The following is a 23,572-nucleotide window of genomic DNA, read 5'->3' as shown; positions in this document are numbered from 1 at the left end:
GAAGCGTGGCGACACGTGCAGCTGACGAATACTAATCGATCGAGGACTTAACCAACAAACTGAAACGCAAGTTTCCCACAATGTCGATTTATCCAGTTTTGAGCGAACAAGCTCAAGAGTCCAGTGATGATGGCAAAGAGGCCACACCCGTTCCCATCCCGAACACGGAAGTTAAGCTCTTTTGCGCCGATGGTAGTTGGGGGTTTCCCCCTGTGAGAGTAGGACGTCGCTGGGCAAGTCGAAAAGCCGTTACCGGTTCATTCCGGTAGCGGCTTTTTTGTGTTAAAAATTAAAAAAAGGATTGAAAAAGTATTATAAAGGGAAAAAAGAAGTGAGGTGAAGATATATGAGGGCTGGTTTATATAAAGTGAAAACTGTTGATAAAAGAACTGCATTATTAGTTTCATTAAAGGACTCTGCTGAACAATATACTTATCCTATTGAAGGTTTTACCCATGATGTTAATAATGGAGATGTAGTAGAAGTTTGGCAAGAGGGTACACGCTGGAGAACCAAGTATGTCGAAGAAAAAACCCGTTCGGTGTCTAGCCATACTAAAGACTTCATGAAACGGATGATGGACCAAGAATGAGAGGTCTCGGGATCAGTCTACCCGAGACTTTTTTTGTCTCAAACTAAGTATTTGATATCCGCAAAACGCTTATGTATAATTAAGTCAAATATAGTCAAAGTCAATCATTAGCGCATTAGAGTGCTAAAGAGGTGAAAGCGATGCGGAATATTTCAGACATAATAGAAGGTTATTTAAAAGAGATTATCGAAATAAGCGATAAGGACCATATTGAAATTAAACGAAGTGAAGTTGCTGAGAAATTTCAATGTGTTCCATCTCAAATTAATTACGTAATAAACACTAGATTTACATTGGATCGTGGATACTCAGTTGAAAGTAAGCGGGGCGGGGGCGGATATATTCGTATCAGGAAAATACGCCTTCATAAGAAATCAGATTTAATTGCTCAAATTATTAATCGGCTGGAAAGTGGCGCTTCGCAAACTATGGCGGAAGATATTGTATGGAGACTTTTAAGTGAAGAAGTCATATCAAAACGTGAAGCTAAATTGATTTTGAGTGCGATTGATCGCTCTACTCTAGGGCTGCCTCTTCCAGTCAGAGATGAAGTAAGAGCGCGGATTCTAGCAGCGATGCTGTTTACTATTCAATATGAGTCGAATGGGCAAGGAGTGGTCAAGTGATTTGTGAACAATGCGGCGAACGTCCAGCCACAGTTATTGTTAAGCAAAATCAGCAAGGACATGTAACAGAAAAACATTTATGCCATGTCTGTGCAGCAGAAAACCATAGTATTAATTTTTCTTTTGATCAAGATCCAATGGCGATCCATAATTTATTAGCTAATTGGTTTCCGAAGCAGCAAGCCGCTGTGAGTCCTATAAGAAAAGAAGTTCCGACATGCCCGTTCTGCGGGTTTACTTTTCAAAAATTCTTGAGTCTTGGCAAGTTTGGCTGTGCTAAGTGTTATAGTACTTTCTCACCTCAGTTAGTTGAGATTTTAAAACGAGTGCAAAACGGAAACACGGAACATACAGGGAAGATTCCTGCATCTTATGGTACAACGTTGAAAATTAAAAAAGAAATTGAAGAATTACGAAAACAAATGCAAACTGCAATACAAGGCGAGAACTTTGAAGAAGCTGCAAGGTTGCGGGATCAAGTGAAGGTCTTGAATGAAAAGCTTGAAGGAGGTGGGGACGTTGGCGATTGACCGTTTCCTTCAACCACGGGCGAGCAGTTGGATGGCTAATAACGGTGAACACGTTGATATAGCGATGAGTACAAGAATTCGGCTGGCACGGAACTTAGAAGAGTTTAAATTTCCTTATGCGTTTTCCGAAGATGAAGCATTGAAAGTCGATAAAGCCATTTCCTCTGTCTTATTGGATAAAGGAAAAGAGTTAGGATATGGATTTACCCATATCAATATAGAGGATTTAAATGATCTGCAGCGTGAGGTATTGGTTGAAAAGCATTTAATCAGCCCGTATTTAGCGAATAGCCAGCATTCGAGCGCTGTGTTATTGTCAGACGAAGAAGAGCTTAGTGTCATGGTTAATGAAGAGGATCATATGCGGATTCAAAGCCTGCAGTCAGGCTTTCATCTTCAGGAAGCGTATGACATAGCGAATAAAATGGATTCGCTTTTGGAAGAACATCTTTCTTATGCTTTTCATGAGAAATTTGGTTATTTGACGAGTTGCCCTACAAATACAGGTACAGGAATGCGTGCTTCTGTCATGCTTCATTTGCCTGCTTTGACTATGTCCCACCAAATCAACCGAATCATTCCAGCTATATCCCGTCTGGGAATGGTTGTTAGGGGGATTTACGGGGAAGGCAGTGAGGCGCTTGGCAATGTGTATCAGATCTCCAATCAGGTAACATTAGGGAAATCGGAGTATGAGATTTTTCAGGATTTGCAGAACATGACCGAGCAGATTATTGAACAGGAACGAAGAGCAAGGGAAGCGTTGAATGCGAATTCTCCGCTGCTCCTCGAAGATAGGGTGTATCGGTCATTAGGTGTCCTGACCCACGCCCGCTTGTTGAATACGGAAGAAGCCGCTACTTGTTTGTCAGATGTTAGACTTGGCATCGACCTTCATTTAATTACCGATGTGGACATGTCGATACTGAATGAATTGATGGTCTTTATGCAGCCTGCGTTTTTACAGCAGTATGCAGGACGGCCATTGGAAGCAAAGGAACGGGACCTTGCCCGGGCGGAATTGTTCCGGGAGAGGTTAGCTGATAACGGGATAAATACAAAAGGAGAGGATTTTGCATGATGTTCAACCGATTTACACAACGCGCACAAAAAGTTCTTCAATTAGCTCAAGAAGAGGCAATCCGCATGAAGCACGAATCAATCGGAACTGAGCATATTTTGCTTGGTTTGATTCGAGAAGGCGGCGGAATCGCTGCGAAAGCACTTGAAGCCATTGAAGTGAATACACAATTGATTGAAGACGGCGTCAAAGAACTGGTCGGCGTCGGAGAAAAAGATGTGGGCCCGATTGTTCATTATACGCCGAGGGCTAAAAAAGTGATCGAGCTGTCTGTTGATGAATCCCGCAAGCTTGGCCACTCTTATATCGGAACCGAGCATTTACTGCTCGCTTTAATTCGTGAAGGCGAAGGCGTGGCGGCACGAGTTCTTGGGAACGCGGGTGTCAGCTTGAATAAAGCGCGCCAGCAAGTATTGCAGCTACTTGGCAGCAACGAGCAAGCATCGACTGGAACGAGCCCGAATGCTTCTGCCAATACACCAACTTTGGACGGCTTGGCACGTGACTTGACGCAAGTTGCACGTGAAGGTAGCTTGGATCCGGTGATTGGGCGCAGTGATGAAATCACGCGTGTGATTGAAGTATTGAGCCGTAGAACGAAAAACAACCCGGTATTGATCGGGGAGCCTGGTGTCGGTAAAACGGCGATTGCAGAAGGGCTTGCCCAGCAAATCGTCAATAATGAAATTCCGGAAACACTTCGCGATAAGCGGGTCATGGTACTTGATATGGGTACAGTGGTTGCCGGAACGAAATACCGCGGTGAGTTTGAAGACCGCTTGAAAAAAGTGATGGATGAAATACGCCAAGCGGGCAATGTCATTCTCTTCATTGATGAGCTTCATACATTGATCGGGGCTGGCGGGGCTGAAGGCGCGATTGATGCTTCGAACATTTTGAAACCATCGCTTGCACGCGGCGAATTGCAGTGCATCGGTGCGACAACATTGGACGAGTACCGCAAGTACATCGAAAAAGATGCAGCGCTTGAACGCCGTTTCCAACCGATTCAAGTGGATGAGCCAACGGTTGAGGAATCAATCGAGATCATTAAAGGCTTGCGCGACCGTTACGAAGCGCATCACCGTGTAAAAATTACCGATGAAGCGATTGTTGCGGCAGCGAAAATGTCTGACCGTTATATTTCCGACCGTTTCTTGCCGGATAAAGCGATCGATTTGATCGATGAGGCTGGATCGAAAGTACGTTTGCGTTCGTATACGACTCCACCGGATTTGAAGGAGCTTGAAGCCCGTCTTGAGGCTGCGCGTTCTGAAAAGAATGAAGCGGTACAGAGCCAGGAATTCGAAAAAGCGGCTTCTCTTCGCGATGCTGAGCAAAAGCTGAAAGATGAGCTCGACCAGACGAAGAAAGAATGGAAAGAAAAACAAGGCAAAGAAGAGTCTGAAGTGACAGTCGAAGATATCGCGAAAGTCGTCTCTATGTGGACAGGCGTGCCGGTATCGAGATTGGCGCAGACAGAATCCGATAAATTGCTTAATTTGGAGCAGATCCTCCATAGTCGAGTGATCGGCCAGGATGAAGCGGTGACTTCGATTTCGAAAGCGATTCGCCGTGCGCGTGCCGGGTTGAAAGATCCGAAGCGTCCGATTGGCTCGTTCATTTTCCTAGGGCCAACAGGCGTCGGTAAAACCGAGCTTGCGAAAGCCTTGGCTGAGTCGATGTTCGGCGATGAAGATGCGATGATTCGCATCGATATGTCCGAGTATATGGAACGCCATACGACTTCACGTCTTGTCGGTTCGCCTCCAGGCTATGTCGGTTATGAAGAAGGCGGCCAATTGACAGAGAAAGTCCGCAGAAAGCCGTATTCAGTTGTCTTGCTCGATGAAATCGAGAAAGCCCACCCTGAAGTCTTCAATATCCTCTTGCAAGTACTTGAAGACGGGCATTTGACGGATTCCAAAGGGCGTCGCGTCGATTTCCGTAATACGGTAATCATTATGACATCGAACGTCGGTGCACAGGAATTGAAATACAATAAGTATGTTGGCTTTAACTTGGAAGATTCGAAGACGGATTATAAAGACATGAAGGGCAAGATGCTCGCGGAATTGAAGAAAGCGTTCCGTCCTGAATTCTTGAACCGTGTCGATGATATGATTGTCTTCCATTCGCTTGAAAAGAACGATTTGCGCAAGATTGTCGAGCTGATGACGCAGCAATTGACTGACCGCCTGAAAGAACAGGACATCGATCTGGAGCTGACAGAGGCAGCGCTTGATAAAATTGCCAAAGAGGGGTATGATCCGGAATACGGAGCACGTCCTTTGCGCCGCTCACTTCAAAAACATGTCGAAGACCGTTTGTCTGAAGAGTTGTTGAAAGGTACAGCAATTGCCGGGCAAAAAATCATCTTCGATGTACAGGGCGATGAATTCATTGTCCGCACGAATGAAGGGGCCGTAGAGAAATCGTAACGATATCCCGCCCGCCGGATATGTCTCCGGCGGGTTTTTTCTATATATAGGAGGTAACTATGGCGAAGAAAAAAATAAAATTCATCTGCCAATCCTGCGGTTATGAATCTGCAAAATGGATGGGGAAATGTCCAGGTTGTGCAGCATGGAATACGATGACAGAAGAAACGGAAGTGGCAGCACCGAAAGGCACAAGGGGCGCCTTCCAGCATAGTGCGCCGCAAATTGCCCAAAAAGCGACACCGATCAATTCGATCGAAACGAAAGAAGAGCCAAGGACGAAAACGGAAATGGAAGAATTGAACCGCGTGCTCGGCGGCGGGATTGTTTCCGGTTCCCTTGTTTTGATCGGGGGCGACCCAGGCATCGGGAAATCGACTTTGCTGTTGCAAGTATCAGCGCTTCTTGCGAAAGCTGGCAAGAAAGTGTTGTATATTTCAGGGGAGGAATCGATTCGCCAGACAAAAATGCGGGCAGAGCGCCTGGATGCGGTTTCGGGAGACTTATTGATTTTTGCGGAAACCAATTTGGAGCTGATTCATCATACGATTGAGGAAGTAGAGCCGGATTTCGTTATTGTCGATTCGATTCAGACGGTCTATCATCCGGAAGTGACGTCTGCGCCCGGCAGCGTGACGCAAGTGCGTGAAAGCACGGCGGAATTGATGCGGGTGGCGAAAACGAAAAACATCGCGATTTTCCTGGTCGGCCACGTGACGAAAGAAGGCCAGATTGCCGGCCCTCGTATTTTGGAGCATATGGTCGATACAGTGCTTTATTTTGAAGGGGAACGGCATCACACATACCGCATTTTGCGCAGTGTTAAAAACCGCTTCGGTTCGACGAACGAAATTGCGATTTTTGAAATGCTGCAAGGCGGGTTAAAGGAAGTATTGAATCCCTCCGAGCTGTTTTTGCAGGAACGTTCAAGCGGCACAGCGGGATCTACGGTTGTCGCTTCCATGGAAGGAACACGGCCGATACTGGTGGAGATCCAGGCGCTCGTGACGCCGTCGAGTTTTAATTATCCGAAGCGGATGGCGACTGGGATTGACCAAAACCGGGTATCCTTGTTGATGGCGGTGCTTGAGAAGCGTGTCGGCTTGATGCTGCAGTCGCAAGATGCGTACATTAAAGTGGCAGGCGGCGTGAAGCTGGATGAACCGGCGATCGATCTTGCAGTGCTCGCAAGCATTGTCTCGAGTTTCCGGGACATTGCGCCGAAAGTGGATGATTGCATTATTGGGGAAGTGGGCCTGACCGGGGAGGTGCGCCGTGTGTCGCGCATTGAACAGCGCGTGCAGGAAGCGGCAAAACTGGGCTTTAAGCGTGCTATCATTCCGAAATCTAATATGGGCGGTTGGGATTTTCCGGAAGGAATCCGCGTCGTTGGCGTTGAAACTATAAACGAGGCGCTGAAGGAATTATTCCCGCAACAATAAGGGGCAGCAATGCCTCTTTTTTTCTATTATCGGCAGGGTAAGGTTATGCAGAGAGTTTCATAAATAAAAGGTGTATAATATCAAGAGAAGGAGGTGGAATAGATGCTTCGGAAAATCATTCAGCTATTGTTTTTATTAATAGGCGCTACGGTCGGAATTTTGTTTTTGCCATATGCTTTTGAACTTATTTCTATCTCTAATAATCCATGGATCAACAACCCGTACGTCGCTGCAATTATTGGTGCTGCGATTTTTTATGTATTGTCATTATTGTTCGTCGATTCGATTGTCCATTTCATGAAATGGATGGAAGGCAAACTGCTCCATGCCCCGACAGCGGATTTGCTGTTTGGCACGCTTGGGATGATTATCGGCTTGGTGGTTGCCTTTTTGATCGGATTTGCCTTGAATACCATTGATGTGCCGCTAGTTGCTACAGTGGCGCCGATCATTCTTTCCGTTGTGCTCGGTTATCTGGGATTCCAGGTCGGTTTCCAAAAGCGCGATGAGCTGACGGGGATGCTTGCGCCTGCCAAGCTTTCCAATGGAAAAAAGCCGGAAGATGAACCGGTGGAAAAATCGGTTTATAAATTGCTCGATACGAGCGTCATCATCGATGGGCGGATTGCGGATATTTCAGAGACCGGATTTATGGAAGGAACGTTCGTCGTGCCGCAATTCGTCATTGCCGAGCTTCAGCACATCGCGGATTCGTCCGATACGTTGAAGCGCACACGCGGCAGACGGGGGCTCGATATCCTGAAGCGCCTGCAGACAGAGCGCGTAGGGGCGATCATGATCACGGAAGAGGATTTCGGCGATGCGGCTGAAGTCGATATGAAGCTGATGCGTGCAGCCCAGAAAATGGGCGGGAAAGTCGTGACAAATGATTTTAATTTGAATAAAGTGTGTGAGCTCCATAATGTGCCGGTGTTGAATATCAATGACCTTGCCAATGCGGTAAAACCGGTCGTCATACCGGGCGAGGAGATGCATGTGGTCGTCATTAAAGACGGAAAAGAGCAAAATCAAGGGGTCGCATATCTGGATGACGGCACGATGATTGTCATCGAAGAAGGCAAAGGCCATATCGGCGAGGCGATTGATGTCGTAGTGACAAGCGTGTTGCAGACTTCTGCAGGACGGATGATTTTTGCCAAACCCAAGGGGATGGCTGTAAAGAAGAACGGATCAAAAAAATAAAGGATGTCTGTCATGAAATATACAGTCGTATTGCCTGCTGCTGGCAGCGGGAAACGGATGAAAGCCGACCGCAATAAATTATTGCTCGAGCTCTCGGGCAAACCGATCTTCATTTACACATTGGAAGTATTTGAGCAGGACCTGGATTGTGAGGGCATATGGCTTGCAGTCAAAGGAGATGAGCGCGAGCTGATCGAGCAGTATGTGGAACGGTATGGAATCAAGAAAGTCAAGGGCTATGCGACAGGCGGTGCTGAGCGCCAAGACAGCGTCCGTGCTGGCCTTGAAATGGCAGGGCAACCAGAAATCGTGCTCGTGCATGATGCTGCGCGGCCGTTCATCAGCCCTGAAGTTATTCGCGAATTGGCGGAGCGGGCACATGAATCCGGTGCGGCGATTGCCGGTGTGCCGGTGAAAGATACGATCAAAAAAGCACGCGAAGGCGTCATTACGGAAACGGTGGATCGTGAGGGGCTCTGGATGATCCAGACCCCTCAGGCATTCCGTTATGAACTCTTGATGGAAGCGGCGCAGCGGGCTAAAGACGACGGGTTTCTCGGCACGGACGAGGCGATGCTCGTTGAGCGCATGGGGCATCCGGTAAAGATTGTGGAAAGCACGTATGAGAACGTCAAGATGACGACACCGGATGATTTGATTTATGGAAAAGCGATTCTTGCGAGTCGATTACAGGAGGAATAATGATGATACGAATTGGACAAGGGTACGATGTGCATCAATTGGCAGAAGGACGCCCGTTTATTTTAGGCGGCGTTGAAATCGAACACGACCGCGGGCTTCTCGGTCATTCGGATGCGGATGTGTTATTGCATACGATCACGGACGCAGCACTCGGCGCGATCGGCGGAGGAGATATCGGCAAGCATTTCCCGGATACAGACCCGGAATTTAAAGATGCCGATTCCAAGAAGTTGCTGACGCATATTTGGGAATACGTCAAAGAGCAGGGCTATGAACTCGGCAATGTCGATTGCACGGTCATTGCGCAAAAACCGAAGCTTGCGCCTTATATCGAACAAATGCGCGCGTCGATTGCAGAACTTTTGGAGGCTGATATTTCACAAGTGAACGTCAAAGCGACGACGTCCGAACATCTCGGTTTTACCGGACGGGAAGAAGGCATCGCGGCGCTCGCGGTCATCCTTTTGAATCAGCGCCCGCTTTCGCTGGACGTTCCGGAGTGATAGAATAACTAAAGGATTAAGGCAATTTTAGGAGGAAATCAAATGACACAAGAAGTACGCGTACGCTATGCACCGAGCCCGACCGGACATTTACATATCGGCGGCGCCCGCACAGCGCTATTTAATTATTTGTATGCTCGCCATATGGATGGTAAATTCATCGTCCGCATTGAAGACACGGATACTGCACGCAATATCGAAACGGGCGTCATGTCCCAGCTTGATAATTTGAAATGGCTCGGCATCGAGCACGACGAGTCGATTGATGTGGGCGGGGAATACGGCCCGTATCGCCAGATGGAGCGTTTGGACGTCTATAAAAAATACGCCGATGAGCTACTGGAAAAAGGCGATATCTACAAATGCTTCTGCACGCCCGATACGCTCGAGAAAGAACGTGAAGCACAGCGTGCCTCTGGTGTTGCGGCACCTCAGTACAGCGGGACTTGCCGCAATTTGACGGCTGAAGAAGTCGCTGGCAAAGAAGCGGCTGGCGAGGCCTATTCCCTTCGCATGAAAGTGCCTGCCGATGTCACGTATAAATTCGATGACATGGTGCGCGGCGAGATTTCATTCGAATCAAAAGATGTCGGCGATTGGGTCGTCGTGAAGACGAACGGCATTCCGACATACAACTTCGCAGTGGTCATCGATGACCATTTGATGGAGATTACGCATGTGTTCCGCGGGGAGGAGCATCTGTCGAATACGCCAAAACAGCAAATGGTCTACGATTCATTTGGCTGGGACCATCCAACCTACGGACATATGACCTTGATCGTCAATGAAGACCGCAAGAAGCTGTCGAAGCGTGACGAGTCGATCATCCAGTTCATTTCCCAGTACAAAGACCTCGGTTATATCCCGGAAGCGCTGTTTAACTTCTTTGCGCTGCTCGGCTGGTCCCCGGAAGGCGAAGAGGAGATTTTCTCGAAAGAAGAATTGATCCGCATTTTCGACACTGAGCGTTTGTCGAAATCACCGTCGATGTTCGATAAACAGAAATTGACGTGGATGAACAACCAATACATCAAGCAAATGTCGCTTGAAGAAGTCGTCGGGCTGGCGTTGCCGCATCTTCAAAAAGCAGGCAAGCTGCCGGAGGAGTTATCTGAAGAGCAAGCGCAGTGGGCAGAGAAATTGATCGCCCTGTACCACGACCAATTGAGCTTCGGCGCAGAAATCGTCGAGTTGTCCGAGCTGTTCTTTACGGACGATCTTCATTACGGCGAAGCCGAAAAAGAAGTCTTGAGCGGCGAACAGGTACCGGAAGTCATGGCTGCTTTCAAAGAGCAGCTGGCCTCTTTAGATGCGTTCGAACCGGCTGAAATCAAGTCCGCGATCAAAGCGGTACAAAAAGCGACTGGCCATAAAGGCAAAAACCTCTTCATGCCGATCCGTGTCGTGACGACAGGGCAGACACACGGCCCGGAATTGCCGGATGCGATCGCGCTGCTTGGCAAGGAAAAAGCGATTGCGCGCGTCGGCCAATACGCAGGGGCATAAAGTTTTGACTTATGCGCATAAGCGTGTACAATGAATTTACCAATTAGCAAAGCGTTGACGGGAAGAAGTAAGGAGAGCATGCTCCAAAGAGAGGGTCATCACCGGCTGCAAGTGACCTGTGCCGCTGCGCTCCTGAAATGCCTCCCCGAGTGCTGAGTCGAATCAAGTAGACCAGACGTTTGCCTGCGTTAAAGGCTTCGAGAGAAAAGGACATGTCCTTTTAATCAGAGTGGAACCGCGCGGGAAAGCGTCTCTGTCAAGCAATTGACAGGGGCGCTTTTTATATTGGAATAGAAAGGAGAATGCCGAATGTGGAAATTATTGAAAGAAGATATTGACGTTATTTTTGAACAAGACCCTGCTGCCCGCAGTTATTTTGAAGTGGTACTGACTTACGCTGGATTGCATGCCATCTGGGCCCACCGTTTGGCGCATTTCTTCTTCAAGAAGAAATTGTTTTTCATCGCGCGTGCCATTTCCCAGATCAGCCGTTTTTTCACGGGGATTGAAATCCATCCAGGCGCCGTCATCGGCCGTCGGTTGTTCATCGACCACGGTATGGGGGTTGTCGTCGGGGAAACTTGTGAAATCGGGGATAATGTGACGCTTTACCAAGGCGTGACGCTTGGGGGAACCGGCAAGGAGCGCGGGAAACGCCATCCGACCCTCGCAGATAACGTGCTAGTCGCAACAGGGGCCAAGGTGCTCGGCTCGATTACTGTCGGTGAGAATTCCAAAGTCGGAGCGGGATCTGTCGTCTTGAAAGACGTGCCGCCTAACTCGACGGTCGTGGGCATTCCGGGGAAAGTCGTCATCCAGGACGGCGTCAAAGTGAAAAAACCGGATTTGAATCACCAGAATATGCCGGATCCGGTCATGGATAAATGTGATGGCATGGAAATGAAGATCGCTGCCTTGCAGCGCGAAGTGGAACAATTAAAACAACAAAACAACGAGCAGCAGGAAGAAGGGAAATTGTTATGAGTATCCAGATTTTTAATTCATTAACGCGCCAAAAAGAAGCGTTCGTGCCGCTTGAAGAAGGCAAAGTGAAAATGTATGTGTGCGGCCCGACTGTCTACAACTACATCCATATCGGCAACGCGCGCCCGGTCATCGTTTATGATACGGTGCGCCGTTACTTGGAATACCGCGGATACGACGTGAAATACGTATCGAATTTCACCGATGTCGACGATAAATTGATCAAAGCGGCAAATGAACTCGGCGAGGAAGTGCCGGAAATCGCGGAACGCTTCATCAAGGCTTATTTCGATAACACGAAAGCACTTGGCTGCGCAGAAGCGGATGTGCATCCGCGCGTCACGGGGCATATGCCGCAAATCGTAGAATTTATTGAAGCACTCATCGAAAAAGGCTATGCATATGAATCGCAAGGCGATGTTTATTATCATACTCGTAAATTCGATGGATATGGTAAATTATCCCACCAATCAGTAGATGAATTGAAAATCGGCGCCCGTATCGAAGCGGGGGATAAAAAACAGGATGCCCTGGATTTCGTTTTGTGGAAATCGGCAAAACCTGGTGAAATTTCCTGGGAAAGCCCATGGGGCAAAGGACGCCCGGGCTGGCATATTGAGTGCTCGGTGATGGCAAGAGAACATCTTGGCGATACAATCGACATCCATGCCGGGGGGCAGGATCTGACCTTCCCGCACCATGAAAATGAAATCGCCCAATCGGAAGCCTATACAGGCAAGCCGTTTGCGCGTTATTGGATGCATAACGGGTATATTAATATTGAAAACGAGAAAATGTCCAAGTCATTGAATAACTTCGTGCTCGTCAATGACATATTGAAAGAACTCGACCCGCAAGTGCTGCGCCTCTTCATGCTGTCGGTCCATTACCGCCATCCAATCAATTATTCCAAAGGATTGGTAGAAGATGCGCAAGCAGGGATGGAGCGGATCCGTACGGCTTATGGCAATGTCAAACACCGTTTGGAGCATTCAGCCGGGCTTGGCGACCATAACGATATTTGGCTGGCGAAAATCGAAGCGATCAAGCAGGAGTTCATCGAAACGATGGACGACGACTTCAATACGGCGAATGCCATTTCGAAGCTGTTCGACTTGTCGAAACTCGCGAATACCTACTTGCTCGAGAAACAGACGGCTGAACCGGTTCTTCAAACCTTCATCGATGTGTTCGATGAGTTGGCGGGAGTTCTTGGCTTGCCATTCGCACAATCAGAGCTTTTGGATGCGGAAATCGAAGCGTTGTTGGAAGAGCGCATCGAAGCACGCAAAAACCGTGATTTCGCAAGATCGGATGAAATCCGTGACCACTTGAGAGAACAGAACATCATTTTGGAAGATACGGCGCAAGGCACGCGCTGGAAGAGAGGCTAAGGCGGATGGCGTTAAGAAAACAAGACGTTGATCAATTGAATGCCTTGGCACTTGCTTATATGGGCGATGCGGTGTACGAGACGGCAGTGCGTGCACACTTGCTCCATGCGGGCCGCGTCAAGCCGAATATCCTTCACCGGTCGTCGACGGCGTTCGTGTCAGCCAAGTCCCAAGCACTGATCTTGAAGCGCTTTGTCGATGAAGGCGTCCTGACCGATGCGGAACTTGCCGTCATGCGCCGGGGCCGCAATGCGAAATCCGGTTCAGTGCCAAGGAATACAGATGTCCAGACCTATAATTTCAGTACAGCTTTTGAAGCGGTGCTTGGCTGGCTATATTTAAAAGAAGAGCAGGAGCGGCTGGATGAATTGATCAATTACGCGATCACCATTGCCGAAGAGCCGAGAGGAGTGGTCAAATGACAGAGGAAACGCCTGAAATCATCGGAGGCAAAAATCCGGTGCTGGAAGCATTGCGCGCCAAGCGCGACATCAATAAAATCTGGATCGCGGAAGGCGTCCAGAAAAAAGGCATTGCAGAACTTCTGCAATTGGCGAAAGATCAGAAAGTGCTGGTGCAGTTCGTGCCGAAAAAGAAAATCGACGGGTTGACCGACACGAATCACCAAGGAATCGCCGCGGCAGTCGCGGCATACCGCTACGCAGAACTGGAAGAGTTGTTTTCAAAAGCCCAAGACAAGCAGGAAGATCCATTCTTCCTCATCCTGGATGAACTGGAAGACCCGCATAATCTCGGGTCGATCATGCGCACAGCGGATGCAGTCGGCGCCCACGGCTTGATCATCCCGCAGCGCCGTGCAGTCGGTTTGACCGGCGTCGTCGCGAAATCATCGACAGGGGCGATTGAACACGTGCCGGTTGTACGCGTCAATAATTTGTCGCAGACCGTCGATGAATTGAAAAAGCGCGGCGTGTGGATTGCAGGAACCGATGCTAAAGAATCGGTGGACTATCGGCGCATGGATGCGACCTTGCCGCTTGCCGTCATCATCGGCAGCGAAGGCAAAGGCATGAGCCGCATCCTGCGCGACAAATGCGACTTCCTTTATCAATTGCCGATGGTCGGGCATGTGACCTCCTTGAACGCGTCGGTGGCGGCGAGCCTGTTGATGTACGAAGTCTACCGCAAGCGCCATCCACTCGGGTGATACCATGAATATCCTGCTGGTGGATGGTTATAACATCATTGGCGATTGGGCAGAACTGAAAGCGCTGAAGAAAGAACGCCTGGCAGACGCGCGCGACCGGCTGATCGAACGGATGGCCGAATATCAAGGGTTCAAAGGTTGGCGCGTCATCATTGTGTTCGATGCCCATCTGGTGCCGGGCATCGAAGCGAAGAACTTGCACAGTGAGGTGGAAGTCATCTTCACCCGCTCAAGCGAGACGGCCGATGAACGGATCGAAAAACTGGCGATCAGCCTGAATAGCCGGCGCGACCAAATTTACGTCGCCACATCCGATTCAACCGAACAATGGGTAATTTTTGCGAAAGGGGCTCTGCGGATTTCCGCGCGCGAGCTGGAAATCGAAATGGAAGAAATCGATCAGCGCATCGCCCAGAAAGTGCTGGAAATCCAAGAGCAGCGCTCCATATCGAAGATTCCCCTTAAAGGAGAAGTGGCAGAAATTTTCGAAAAATGGCGGAGAGGCCTCAAATGAACTGTTGACGCTCAAATTTTTCTTCCTGTATACTGGAAATATCGAGGCTCACCCAATCGGAGGGATCACCCGTGGAAAATTTTGAGCAAGTTCGCAACCGTAACTTTACTGAAATGGCAGATGAAGAACTTGTCGGTCTGGTCCATAGCGGCAACACGGAAGCCTTGGATTTTCTAATAACCAAGTTCCGCCCGTTTGTGCGGATGAAAGCCCGTTCCTATTTTCTCATTGGCGCAGATAAGGAAGACATCATCCAGGAAGGAATGATCGGCTTGTATAAAGCCATCCGTGACTTCAGGAGTGATAAACTGTCTTCATTCCGCGCATTCGCGGAGCTTTGCATCGTCCGCCAGATTATCACGGCGATCAAGACAGCTACACGCCAGAAGCATATTCCACTGAATTCCTATGTCTCTCTCGACAAGCCGATTTATGACGAAGAGTCGGACCGGACACTGATGGATATACTTGCCGGAAGCGGCGCAGACGATCCGGAAGAGTTGATGATCCACAACGAGGAATTCCGTTATATGGAAGGCAAAATGGATGAGGTGCTGAGTGAGCTAGAGCGGGAAGTCCTGACGCTATATCTCGATGGGCAGTCTTACCAGGAAATCTCTGAAAAGCTGGAACGGCATGTAAAATCAATCGATAATGCCTTGCAGCGCGTCAAGCGGAAACTTGAGCGGCATCTGCAGGCGAGTGAAAGCCGGTCCTCGTAAGTACTATTGACAGCAAGTTTTTATGATGATACTCTTGAAAAAGCTGTAAAATAGAGCAAGGTGAGAATAATGGCTAAAAAAATCGTGTTGAGCTGCTCGAAATGTGCTTCCCGCAATTATGCGGTACCTGCGAAAGCGGATTCAAGCACACGTTTGGAACTCAAAAAATTCTGTGCTCATTGCAACGAGCATACCGTGCATAAACAAACGAAATAACATTGCTTTGAATGCCGGACGATATAGAGTGATTTTGAAATTCGGAGGTTTTTACGATAATGGGTAACATTGGCGATTTCTTTAAAAATGTCGTTTCGGAAATGAGAAAAGTCAGCTGGCCAAAACGCAAGGAATTGACGCGCTATACAATCGTCGTCCTGTCAACGGTCATCTTCATGGCTCTTTTCTTCGCATTGATCGATACCGGCATATCGGAATTATTCCGTTGGTTCCTGGCACTGTAACACAGTCATCAGAATAACGAAAAATAGCCCGTCATTCCATGGAACGGGTTTTTTCATTTGTAAAAAAGGAGGGATGGACGCTTAGTCCGCTCGAATATGGAGAAAAATTGGTATGTAGTCCATACGTATTCCGGTTACGAAAACAAGGTGAAAGCAAACCTGGAAAAGCGCGTAGAAACAATGGGAATGGAAGATTTGATTTTCCGCGTCATCATCCCTGAAGAACAGGAAACAGATTTCAAAGACGGCAAAAAACGCACAGTGATGCGCAAAACCTTCCCCGGTTATGTGCTTGTCGAATTGATCATGACGGATGAGTCCTGGTATGTCGTCCGCAACACGCCGGGTGTGACCGGGTTTATCGGCTCATCAGGCGGGGGAGCGAAACCGACGCCTCTTCTAGAAGAAGAAGTCGATTTCATCCTCAAGCAAATGGGCATGACCGAACGCAAAGTGGACATCGATTTTGCAGTCGCGGATACAGTCGAAGTCATGGAAGGGCCATTCGCCAACTTCCAGGGCAAGGTCGAAGAAATCGACGACACGAAAGGCAAAGTCAAAGTGTCGATCGACATCTTCGGGCGCGAAACGAAAATGGAGCTCGATTTCGAGCAGGTCCAAAAAGTATAATAAGGCCCCTTGCTATTTTTTTGCAATGGTGGTATCATTTCATAGGTCAGACTGCCAAAGGGCAGCATCTGTACAAACCAATTAATTCTATCAACGAAAATCAAGTTGACGGACAGATATGAGTGGGAGGGGCAACCCTATTACCACATCACGGACTTAAGGAGGTGTGTTTCGTGGCTAAAAAAGTAGTTAAAGTCGTAAAATTGCAGATTCCTGCAGCAAAAGCTAACCCAGCGCCGCCAGTAGGACCAGCACTAGGTCAAGCAGGCGTCAACATCATGGGCTTCTGTAAAGAATTTAACGCGCGTACTGCTGAACAAGCAGGACTTATTATTCCGGTTGAGATTTCGGTATTTGAAGACCGTTCATTTACTTTCATTACGAAAACTCCGCCAGCTGCAGTTCTATTGAAGAAAGCAGCAGGTATTGAATCAGGTTCAGGCGAACCGAACCGCAATAAAGTAGCGACTGTGAAACGCGACCAAGTTCGCGAAATCGCAGAAACTAAGATGCCAGATCTAAATGCTGCTTCAGTTGAAGCTGCAATGTTGATGGTTGAAGGTACTGCTCGCAGCATGGGCATTACAATCGAAGACTAATTTCAAGAAGTTGTTTTTGGATGGGTTGCGCAGTTCAACGCGAACAGCGCAGCCCTTAATCGTGGGAGGTTCAATCCGTTAGACCACAACAAGGAGGACGTTTAAAATGGCTAAAACAGGCAAAAAGCTGCAAGAAGCAGCAAAATTGATCGACCGTTCTAAGTTCTACGAAGCGCAAGAAGCTATCGAACTTGCGAAAAAAACAAGCACAGTTAACTTCGACGCTACTGTAGAAGTCGCTTTCCGCCTAGGAATCGACACGCGTAAAAACGACCAGCAAATCCGTGGGGCAGTCGTGCTTCCAAACGGTACTGGTAAAACTCAAAGCGTTTTGGTTTTCGCTAAAGGCGACAAACTGAAAGAAGCTGAAGAAGCAGGAGCTGACTATGTCGGCGATGCTGAGTACATCCAAAAAATCCAACAAGGCTGGTTCGATTTCGACGTTATCGTCGCAACTCCGGACATGATGGGCGAAGTTGGTAAACTTGGGCGCGTTCTTGGGCCAAAAGGTTTGATGCCAAACCCGAAAACAGGAACTGTTACATTTGATGTAGCTAAAGCTGTTCAGGAAATCAAAGCTGGTAAAGTGGAATACCGTGCTGACAAAGCCGGAATCATCCACGCGCCAATCGGCAAAGTGTCTTTCGAAGACAGCAAACTTGCTGAAAACTTGCAAGCAATCTATGACGTGATCTTGAAGGCCAAGCCATCTGCTGCTAAAGGCACGTACATGAAATCCCTAAACGTAACGACTACAATGGGACCTGCTGTCAAAGTAGACCCTGCAAAAGTAGCTGTTAAATAAAATATTGACATTCTTTCACAACTTCGTTATACTGGCGAAGTTGTGAAATAACCATTTGTACCGCAGACAGCAGGGGCGGCTTGCCGCTTAATGAATCCCTGCCGAGGACATGATGAATTCAGATTCCATCTTAATTGATGCTGATTTTATGCCTCTGTGTCTGCACTGGACCAGAGGCTTTTCTTATGGACGGACGGTATGAATGACAAATCTATAGGAGGTGCCCACATGAGCAAAGCAATTGAAACGAAAAAAGTTGTTGTGCAAACAATCGCTGATAAGTTCGACGCTGCAGCATCAGTTGTCGTTGTTGACTACCGCGGTTTGAACGTTGCCCAGCTTACAGAACTTCGTAAACAGCTTCGTGAGGAAGGCATCGAGTTTAAAGTTTACAAAAACTCAATGACTCGCCGCGCGACAGAAGTCCACGGCCTTGAAGCGATCAACGAACACTTCACAGGACCGAACGCTATCGCATTCTCGAACGAAGACGTCGTTGCTCCTGCGCGAATCATCAACAACTTCGCAAAAGACAACGAAGCACTAGAAATCAAAGCCGGTATCATCGAAGGCAATGTTGCATCTGCAGATGAAATGAAAGCTCTTGCTGAACTTCCATCACGCGATGGCCTATTGTCTATGCTACTCAGCGTACTACAGGCTCCAGTCCGCAACTTCGCTGCTACAACAAAAGCAGTTGCAGACCAAAAAGAAGAACAGGGCGCTTAATCTCTTAGCATCCTGAGCATTACAAAAAAAATTACCTATCATAGGAGGAAATTATAATGACACAAGAACAAATTCTAGACGCAATCAAAGAAATGACAGTTCTTCAACTTAACGACCTAGTAAAAGCAATCGAAGACGAGTTCGGCGTAACTGCTGCTGCTCCAGTTGCTGCAGCTGCTGCTGGTGGCGCTGCTGAAGCAGAGCAAACAGAATTCGACGTAATCCTAGCTTCTGCTGGCGACCAAAAAATCAAAGTCATCAAAGTCGTTCGCGAAGTTACAGGTCTTGGCCTGAAAGAAGCGAAAGGTCTTGTTGACGAAGCTCCTAAAGCTCTTAAAGAAGGCGCATCTAAAGAAGAAGCTGAAGAAATCAAAGCTAAACTCGAAGAAGTTGGCGCTTCTGTAGAATTCAAATAAGATAATTTCACAATAAGAAAGAAAGCTCGTCAGTATTTACCGACGGGCTTTTTCTTCTTTTTAAATTCAATCCGGCGAGAACTTTGTGATTGTATGATAGAAGGAGGGCTCCGTATGTCCCAGCATTATTATTCCAAAAATCCTCAAACTAAAAGCAAACCCCAAGAGTGGACCTACACATTGCGGGGCGAGACGTTCCGGTTTCAAACGGATTCAGGCGTGTTCAGCAAAAATGAAGTCGACTTCGGTTCGCGGCTATTGATTGAGGCGTTTGATGAACCAGTTATAGAAGGCCCTATCCTCGATGTGGGCTGCGGATATGGACCAATCGGAATGGCTATCGCCAAAGCATTTCCACAAAGACACGTGCACATGGTCGACATTAATGCCAGAGCCATCGAACTTGCACAAAAAAACACCGTGTTAAACGGCGTTGAGAATGTTTCAGTCTATGAAAGCGACGGCTTGTCCAATGTCGAACAGCAAGAATTCGGCGCTATCCTGACAAACCCGCCGATTCGTGCGGGAAAAGAGACGATTTTCCGTTTTTACGAAGAAGCGCATGCAAAGCTTGCGGCTTCTGGATCGTTGTGGGTAGTCATACAAAAAAAGCAGGGTGCCCCGTCGACTCAAGAGAAATTGCAGAAGTTGTTCGGCGACGTTCGGGTGGCCGATAAGAAGAAAGGTTACTTTATTTTCGAGGCTAGAAAAGTTTGACTTGACAAAACGCCTGTGATATTATAATAAAATGCAAAAAATATTATTTTGAGGTCGTTTGCCCTTTTTCGGGCAGAGCATGGCGGCCAGTTTTAACATGTGTAAACCGAAAATGAGCTCATATGCGGTCTCGTTTTCTTTTTGTCTTTTCGATATCATACACTATTTTACAGATATCGCAAAGTCCTATAATCGTTTTATTGAGGGGTGAATAAGTTGACAGGTCAACTAGTTCAGTACGGTCAGCATCGTCAACGCAGAAGTTTTTCGAGAATCAGTGAAGTTCTAGATCTCCCGAATCTGATTGAGATCCAATCGTCTTCTTACGAATGGTTCTTAGAAGAGGGGCTTCGTGAAATGTTCCGCGACATTTCACCAATCGAAGATTTCACAGGAAACCTTTCCTTGGAATTCGTCGACTACAGCCTAGCGGATCCTAAGTACCCGGTTGATGAATCGAAAGAACGGGATGTTACTTACGCAGCGCCGCTTCGCGTAAAAGTGCGTCTTCACAACAAAGAGACGGATGAAGTGAAAGAACAGGACGTCTTCATGGGCGATTTCCCATTGATGACAGAAACTGGGACTTTCGTCATCAACGGCGCAGAGCGCGTCATCGTTTCGCAATTAGTACGCTCACCAAGCGTCTATTTCCACGACAAAACAGATAAAAACGGCAAACGAGGTTTTGGCGCTACTGTCATTCCAAACCGTGGTGCATGGCTTGAGTATGAAACCGATGCAAAAGATGTCGTATACGTACGCATCGACCGCACACGCAAATTGCCTGTAACGGTTCTTCTGCGTGCATTAGGCTTTGGTTCCGACCAGGAAATCATCGAATTGCTCGGCGATAACGAGTATTTACAGAACACTTTGGATAAAGACAATACCGAAAACACGGAAAAAGCGCTTCTTGAGATTTATGAGCGCCTGCGCCCTGGAGAACCGCCAACAGTAGAAAGCGCTAAGAGCTTACTCTACTCACGTTTCTTCGACCCGAAACGCTACGATTTGGCGAATGTCGGCCGCTACAAGATGAACAAAAAGCTTCATATTAAAAACCGCTTGTTCAATCAAACGATTGCTGAAACACTCGTCGATCCTGAAACGGGCGAAATTTTAGTAGAAGCTGGAACTGTTATTGACCGCCGTGTCCTCGACCGCTTGATCCCTAACTTGGAAAATGGCGTCGGTTTCCATACCGTTTCCCAAGCTGGAGGCGTGCTTGAAGACGACGTGACACTCCAATCCATTAAAATCTATGCACCGAACGACGATGAGCAAAAAGAAATCACCGTTATCGGCAATGCATATATCGAAGATAAGATCAAAAATGTAACGCCTGCGGATATCATCTCGTCCATCAGCTATTTCTTCAACTTGCTGCATGGCGTCGGCAACACAGATGATATTGACCATCTTGGTAACCGCCGTCTGCGTTCAGTCGGCGAACTTCTGCAGAACCAATTCCGTATCGGCTTGTCCCGTATGGAACGCGTGGTGCGTGAGCGTATGTCGATCAACGACACGCAATCGATCGTACCTCAGCAATTGATCAATATCCGCCCGGTTATTGCATCGATTAAAGAGTTCTTCGGCAGCTCCCAATTGTCCCAGTTCATGGACCAAACGAACCCGCTTGCTGAATTGACGCATAAACGCCGTCTATCTGCGCTTGGGCCCGGTGGTTTGACGCGTGAGCGTGCCGGCTTTGAAGTTCGTGACGTTCACTACTCCCACTATGGCCGCATGTGCCCGATCGAAACGCCTGAGGGCCCGAACATCGGCTTGATCAACACGCTTTCAACATTTGCGAAAGTGAATAAATTCGGCTTTATCGAAACACCTTATCGCCGCGTCGATCCGGAAACGAATAAAGTTACCGACCAGATCGATTACTTAACGGCTGACGAAGAAGATAACTATGTTGTCGCTCAGGCGAATTCGCGCTTGAACGAAGACGGGTCGTTTGTCGAAGAAGAAGTCGTTGCACGCTTCCGTGGTGAAAACACAGTTTACAGCCGCTCTAGCATCGATTACATGGACGTCTCTCCGAAGCAAGTTGTATCCGTTGCGACGGCATGTATTCCTTTCCTTGAAAATGATGACTCCAACCGTGCATTGATGGGAGCGAACATGCAACGTCAAGCTGTGCCTCTATTGAACCCAGAAGCTCCGTTTGTCGGAACTGGCATGGAGCACTTAGCTGCACGTGATTCAGGCGCTGCCGTAATCGCGAAGCATGGCGGAATTGTTGAGTTCGTTGAGGCTAAAGAGATTCGCGTTCGCCGCATCGAAAATGTGGAAGGCAACGAAGTCAAAGGCGACTTGGATACGTACCGCCTGCAGAAATTCATCCGTTCAAACCAAGGTACCAGCTATAACCAGCGCCCAATTGTTAAAGTCGGCGATCGTGTAGAAAAACGCGACATCCTGGCTGATGGACCTTCAATGGAACGCGGTGAAATGGCGCTTGGCCGTAACGTGCTTGTCGGATTCATGACTTGGGACGGCTTTAACTATGAGGATGCGATCATCATGAGTGAGCGCCTCGTGAAAGATGATGTCTACACGTCGATCCATATCGAAGAATATGAATCAGATTCCCGTGATACAAAGCTCGGGCCTGAAGAAATCACGCGTGATATTCCTAACGTCGGCGAAGATGCTTTGCGCAACTTGGACGACCGCGGCATCATCCGTGTCGGTGCTGAAGTGAAAGACGGTGACATTCTAGTCGGTAAAGTAACGCCTAAAGGGGTTACGGAACTGACAGCGGAAGAACGCCTGCTTCATGCAATCTTCGGTGAAAAAGCGCGTGAAGTACGCGATACTTCCTTGCGTGTGCCTCACGGTGCAGGCGGGATCGTGCTTGATGTGAAAATCTTCAACCGTGAAGATGGCGACGAATTGCCACCGGGCGTTAACCAATTGGTGCGCGCTTATATTGTCCAAAAACGGAAAATCTCCGTCGGTGACAAAATGGCCGGACGCCACGGGAATAAAGGTGTTATCTCCCGCATCTTGCCGGAAGAAGATATGCCATTCATGCCGGATGGCACGCCGATCGATATCATGTTGAACCCGCTTGGTGTTCCGTCCCGCATGAACATCGGACAGGTGCTTGAGCTTCACCTTGGCATGGCTTCCCGCTCCCTAGGCCTTCATATGGCATCATCCGTATTTGATGGCGCGAATGAAGAAGATGTCTGGGAAACGATGGAAGAAGCCGGGATGCCACGCGACGGAAAAACCATCCTTTATGATGGCCGCTCCGGTGAGCCATTCGACAATCGCGTGTCTGTCGGGATCATGTACATGATCAAACTGGCACACATGGTTGACGATAAACTCCATGCACGTTCAACTGGACCTTACTCACTCGTTACACAGCAGCCACTTGGCGGTAAAGCGCAATTCGGCGGTCAGCGTTTCGGGGAGATGGAAGTTTGGGCACTTGAAGCATACGGTGCTGCGCATACACTCCAAGAAATCTTGACCGTTAAATCGGATGACGTGGTTGGCCGTGTGAAAACGTACGAAGCGATTGTCAAAGGTGAAAGTGTTCCAGAACCAAGTGTTCCGGAATCGTTCAAAGTATTGATCAAAGAGCTTCAAAGTTTGGGTATGGACGTCAAAATGCTCACAATCGACGATGAAGAGATCGAATTGCGCGATTTGGATGAAGAAGACGATCTTCAACCTGCAGATTCTCTTAACATCTTGCCGATTGCCGACGAAGAATCACCAGTAGGCACGATTGACTAAAGTATATATAGAAGAAACCGTCCGGCACAGCGCCGG

25 protein-coding genes, 1 rRNA gene and 2 other annotated features are annotated in these 23,572 nt (G+C 48.1%); all 26 genes read left to right on the top strand.

Translation table 11 applies throughout. From position 1 onward, the window contains the following. Positions 1–119 precede the first annotated feature (119 nt). The 26 genes from rrf to rpoB all read left to right on the top strand — a co-directional run bounded on the left by rrf (position 120) and on the right by rpoB (position 23,536). A 5S ribosomal RNA gene (rrf, locus tag DP119_RS15350) occupies positions 120–235 on the top strand. A 111-nt stretch (positions 236–346) separates the two neighbouring features. After that, the gene (locus DP119_RS15345; protein ID WP_112233954.1) at positions 347–592 is read left to right on the top strand and encodes a hypothetical protein; all 246 of its coding nucleotides are present in this window, start codon (positions 347–349) and stop codon (positions 590–592) included. Between the two features lie 140 nt (positions 593–732). Further along, positions 733–1,218 carry a CtsR family transcriptional regulator gene (locus DP119_RS15340; RefSeq protein WP_112233953.1) on the top strand — a complete coding sequence of 162 codons (486 nt, stop codon included), beginning with the start codon at positions 733–735 and terminating at the stop codon, positions 1,216–1,218. Next, positions 1,215–1,748: a UvrB/UvrC motif-containing protein gene (locus DP119_RS15335; protein ID WP_112233952.1), complete on the top strand. Its 534-nt coding sequence runs from the start codon at positions 1,215–1,217 to the stop codon at positions 1,746–1,748. Before DP119_RS15340 ends, DP119_RS15335 begins: the two co-directional genes overlap by 4 nt. Continuing rightward, complete coding sequence (locus DP119_RS15330; protein WP_112233951.1) at positions 1,738–2,829, top strand: protein-arginine kinase McsB; 1,092 nt, start codon at positions 1,738–1,740, stop codon at positions 2,827–2,829. Before DP119_RS15335 ends, DP119_RS15330 begins: the two co-directional genes overlap by 11 nt. Continuing rightward, positions 2,826–5,270, top strand: coding sequence for an ATP-dependent Clp protease ATP-binding subunit (locus DP119_RS15325; protein WP_112233950.1), 2,445 nt, complete (start codon positions 2,826–2,828; stop codon positions 5,268–5,270). The genes DP119_RS15330 and DP119_RS15325 overlap by 4 nt, the downstream gene beginning before the upstream one ends. A 59-nt stretch (positions 5,271–5,329) precedes the next feature. Continuing rightward, positions 5,330–6,712, top strand: a complete 1,383-nt coding sequence (gene radA / locus DP119_RS15320; RefSeq protein ID WP_058382198.1) for a DNA repair protein RadA — start codon at positions 5,330–5,332, stop codon at positions 6,710–6,712. A gap of 102 nt (positions 6,713–6,814) precedes the next feature. Continuing rightward, positions 6,815–7,915 (top strand): PIN/TRAM domain-containing protein, encoded by a 1,101-nt coding sequence (locus tag DP119_RS15315; protein WP_112233949.1) that lies wholly within the window; start codon positions 6,815–6,817, stop codon positions 7,913–7,915. Positions 7,916–7,927: 12 nt separating this feature from the next. Next, positions 7,928–8,617 (top strand): 2-C-methyl-D-erythritol 4-phosphate cytidylyltransferase, encoded by a 690-nt coding sequence (ispD, locus tag DP119_RS15310; protein WP_112233948.1) that lies wholly within the window; start codon positions 7,928–7,930, stop codon positions 8,615–8,617. Between the two features lie 2 nt (positions 8,618–8,619). Continuing rightward, a complete protein-coding gene (gene ispF / locus DP119_RS15305; protein WP_058382195.1) occupies positions 8,620–9,120 on the top strand; it encodes a 2-C-methyl-D-erythritol 2,4-cyclodiphosphate synthase in 501 nt (166 codons plus the stop codon). A gap of 42 nt (positions 9,121–9,162) precedes the next feature. Further along, positions 9,163–10,626, top strand: a complete 1,464-nt coding sequence (gltX, locus tag DP119_RS15300) for a glutamate--tRNA ligase (RefSeq protein ID WP_112233947.1) — start codon at positions 9,163–9,165, stop codon at positions 10,624–10,626. Positions 10,627–10,671: 45 nt separating this feature from the next. Further along, positions 10,672–10,884: a binding site (T-box leader), on the top strand. A 51-nt stretch (positions 10,885–10,935) separates the two neighbouring features. Then, positions 10,936–11,610 (top strand): serine O-acetyltransferase EpsC, encoded by a 675-nt coding sequence (gene epsC, locus DP119_RS15295; RefSeq protein WP_112233946.1) that lies wholly within the window; start codon positions 10,936–10,938, stop codon positions 11,608–11,610. After that, complete coding sequence (cysS, locus tag DP119_RS15290; RefSeq protein WP_112233945.1) at positions 11,607–13,004, top strand: cysteine--tRNA ligase; 1,398 nt, start codon at positions 11,607–11,609, stop codon at positions 13,002–13,004. The genes epsC and cysS overlap by 4 nt, the downstream gene beginning before the upstream one ends. A 5-nt stretch (positions 13,005–13,009) precedes the next feature. After that, positions 13,010–13,426: a Mini-ribonuclease 3 gene (locus tag DP119_RS15285; protein WP_112233944.1), complete on the top strand. Its 417-nt coding sequence runs from the start codon at positions 13,010–13,012 to the stop codon at positions 13,424–13,426. Further along, positions 13,423–14,172: a 23S rRNA (guanosine(2251)-2'-O)-methyltransferase RlmB gene (gene rlmB, locus DP119_RS15280; RefSeq protein WP_112233943.1), complete on the top strand. Its 750-nt coding sequence runs from the start codon at positions 13,423–13,425 to the stop codon at positions 14,170–14,172. Before DP119_RS15285 ends, rlmB begins: the two co-directional genes overlap by 4 nt. Positions 14,173–14,176: 4 nt before the next feature. After that, complete coding sequence (locus DP119_RS15275) at positions 14,177–14,686, top strand: NYN domain-containing protein (RefSeq protein WP_112233942.1); 510 nt, start codon at positions 14,177–14,179, stop codon at positions 14,684–14,686. A 113-nt stretch (positions 14,687–14,799) separates the two neighbouring features. Beyond that, the gene (gene sigH / locus DP119_RS15270) at positions 14,800–15,408 is read left to right on the top strand and encodes an RNA polymerase sporulation sigma factor SigH (RefSeq protein ID WP_240616455.1); all 609 of its coding nucleotides are present in this window, start codon (positions 14,800–14,802) and stop codon (positions 15,406–15,408) included. Positions 15,409–15,477: 69 nt separating this feature from the next. Then, positions 15,478–15,624 carry a 50S ribosomal protein L33 gene (gene rpmG / locus DP119_RS15265; RefSeq protein WP_058382187.1) on the top strand — a complete coding sequence of 49 codons (147 nt, stop codon included), beginning with the start codon at positions 15,478–15,480 and terminating at the stop codon, positions 15,622–15,624. A gap of 59 nt (positions 15,625–15,683) precedes the next feature. Then, positions 15,684–15,869 (top strand): preprotein translocase subunit SecE, encoded by a 186-nt coding sequence (secE, locus tag DP119_RS15260; RefSeq protein WP_058382186.1) that lies wholly within the window; start codon positions 15,684–15,686, stop codon positions 15,867–15,869. A 96-nt stretch (positions 15,870–15,965) separates the two neighbouring features. Next, entirely contained in the window at positions 15,966–16,499 is a 534-nt protein-coding gene (gene nusG, locus DP119_RS15255; RefSeq protein ID WP_112233940.1) for a transcription termination/antitermination protein NusG, read from the top strand. 173 nt (positions 16,500–16,672) lie between these two features. Further along, a complete protein-coding gene (gene rplK, locus DP119_RS15250; RefSeq protein ID WP_058382184.1) occupies positions 16,673–17,098 on the top strand; it encodes a 50S ribosomal protein L11 in 426 nt (141 codons plus the stop codon). A 106-nt stretch (positions 17,099–17,204) separates the two neighbouring features. Then, positions 17,205–17,903, top strand: coding sequence for a 50S ribosomal protein L1 (gene rplA / locus DP119_RS15245; RefSeq protein WP_112233939.1), 699 nt, complete (start codon positions 17,205–17,207; stop codon positions 17,901–17,903). Between the two features lie 42 nt (positions 17,904–17,945). Continuing rightward, positions 17,946–18,096: a sequence feature (ribosomal protein L10 leader region), on the top strand. Positions 18,097–18,131: 35 nt separating this feature from the next. Beyond that, entirely contained in the window at positions 18,132–18,632 is a 501-nt protein-coding gene (gene rplJ, locus DP119_RS15240) for a 50S ribosomal protein L10 (protein ID WP_068871323.1), read from the top strand. Positions 18,633–18,688: 56 nt separating this feature from the next. Next, positions 18,689–19,048, top strand: coding sequence for a 50S ribosomal protein L7/L12 (rplL, locus tag DP119_RS15235; RefSeq protein WP_112233938.1), 360 nt, complete (start codon positions 18,689–18,691; stop codon positions 19,046–19,048). A 114-nt stretch (positions 19,049–19,162) separates the two neighbouring features. Further along, positions 19,163–19,765, top strand: coding sequence for a class I SAM-dependent methyltransferase (locus tag DP119_RS15230; protein WP_112233937.1), 603 nt, complete (start codon positions 19,163–19,165; stop codon positions 19,763–19,765). Between the two features lie 216 nt (positions 19,766–19,981). Next, positions 19,982–23,536, top strand: coding sequence for a DNA-directed RNA polymerase subunit beta (rpoB, locus tag DP119_RS15225; RefSeq protein WP_112233936.1), 3,555 nt, complete (start codon positions 19,982–19,984; stop codon positions 23,534–23,536). Positions 23,537–23,572: the final 36 nt, after the last annotated feature.

Origin of the sequence: Planococcus maitriensis (assembly GCF_003289925.1) — a bacterium.
Classification (GTDB): domain Bacteria; phylum Bacillota; class Bacilli; order Bacillales_A; family Planococcaceae; genus Planococcus; species Planococcus maitriensis.
Note: the sequence above shows the minus strand (reverse complement) of the source record. Positions and strands in the feature narration are given on the sequence as shown.

What these genes read in the sequence shown, in the direction of transcription:
- DP119_RS15345 (WP_112233954.1), top strand. Translation starts at nt 347, where the DNA reads ATGAGGGCTGGTTTATATAAAGTGAAAACTGTTGATAAAAGAACTGCA.
- DP119_RS15340 (WP_112233953.1), top strand. Translation starts at nt 733, where the DNA reads ATGCGGAATATTTCAGACATAATAGAAGGTTATTTAAAAGAGATTATC.
- DP119_RS15325 (WP_112233950.1), top strand. Translation starts at nt 2,826, where the DNA reads ATGATGTTCAACCGATTTACACAACGCGCACAAAAAGTTCTTCAATTA.
- radA (WP_058382198.1), top strand. Translation starts at nt 5,330, where the DNA reads ATGGCGAAGAAAAAAATAAAATTCATCTGCCAATCCTGCGGTTATGAA.
- DP119_RS15315 (WP_112233949.1), top strand. Translation starts at nt 6,815, where the DNA reads ATGCTTCGGAAAATCATTCAGCTATTGTTTTTATTAATAGGCGCTACG.
- ispD (WP_112233948.1), top strand. Translation starts at nt 7,928, where the DNA reads ATGAAATATACAGTCGTATTGCCTGCTGCTGGCAGCGGGAAACGGATG.
- ispF (WP_058382195.1), top strand. Translation starts at nt 8,620, where the DNA reads ATGATACGAATTGGACAAGGGTACGATGTGCATCAATTGGCAGAAGGA.
- gltX (WP_112233947.1), top strand. Translation starts at nt 9,163, where the DNA reads ATGACACAAGAAGTACGCGTACGCTATGCACCGAGCCCGACCGGACAT.
- epsC (WP_112233946.1), top strand. Translation starts at nt 10,936, where the DNA reads ATGTGGAAATTATTGAAAGAAGATATTGACGTTATTTTTGAACAAGAC.
- cysS (WP_112233945.1), top strand. Translation starts at nt 11,607, where the DNA reads ATGAGTATCCAGATTTTTAATTCATTAACGCGCCAAAAAGAAGCGTTC.
- DP119_RS15285 (WP_112233944.1), top strand. Translation starts at nt 13,010, where the DNA reads ATGGCGTTAAGAAAACAAGACGTTGATCAATTGAATGCCTTGGCACTT.
- rlmB (WP_112233943.1), top strand. Translation starts at nt 13,423, where the DNA reads ATGACAGAGGAAACGCCTGAAATCATCGGAGGCAAAAATCCGGTGCTG.
- DP119_RS15275 (WP_112233942.1), top strand. Translation starts at nt 14,177, where the DNA reads ATGAATATCCTGCTGGTGGATGGTTATAACATCATTGGCGATTGGGCA.
- sigH (WP_240616455.1), top strand. Translation starts at nt 14,800, where the DNA reads ATGGCAGATGAAGAACTTGTCGGTCTGGTCCATAGCGGCAACACGGAA.
- rpmG (WP_058382187.1), top strand. Translation starts at nt 15,478, where the DNA reads ATGGCTAAAAAAATCGTGTTGAGCTGCTCGAAATGTGCTTCCCGCAAT.
- secE (WP_058382186.1), top strand. Translation starts at nt 15,684, where the DNA reads ATGGGTAACATTGGCGATTTCTTTAAAAATGTCGTTTCGGAAATGAGA.
- nusG (WP_112233940.1), top strand. Translation starts at nt 15,966, where the DNA reads ATGGAGAAAAATTGGTATGTAGTCCATACGTATTCCGGTTACGAAAAC.
- rplA (WP_112233939.1), top strand. Translation starts at nt 17,205, where the DNA reads ATGGCTAAAACAGGCAAAAAGCTGCAAGAAGCAGCAAAATTGATCGAC.
- rplJ (WP_068871323.1), top strand. Translation starts at nt 18,132, where the DNA reads ATGAGCAAAGCAATTGAAACGAAAAAAGTTGTTGTGCAAACAATCGCT.
- rplL (WP_112233938.1), top strand. Translation starts at nt 18,689, where the DNA reads ATGACACAAGAACAAATTCTAGACGCAATCAAAGAAATGACAGTTCTT.
- DP119_RS15230 (WP_112233937.1), top strand. Translation starts at nt 19,163, where the DNA reads ATGTCCCAGCATTATTATTCCAAAAATCCTCAAACTAAAAGCAAACCC.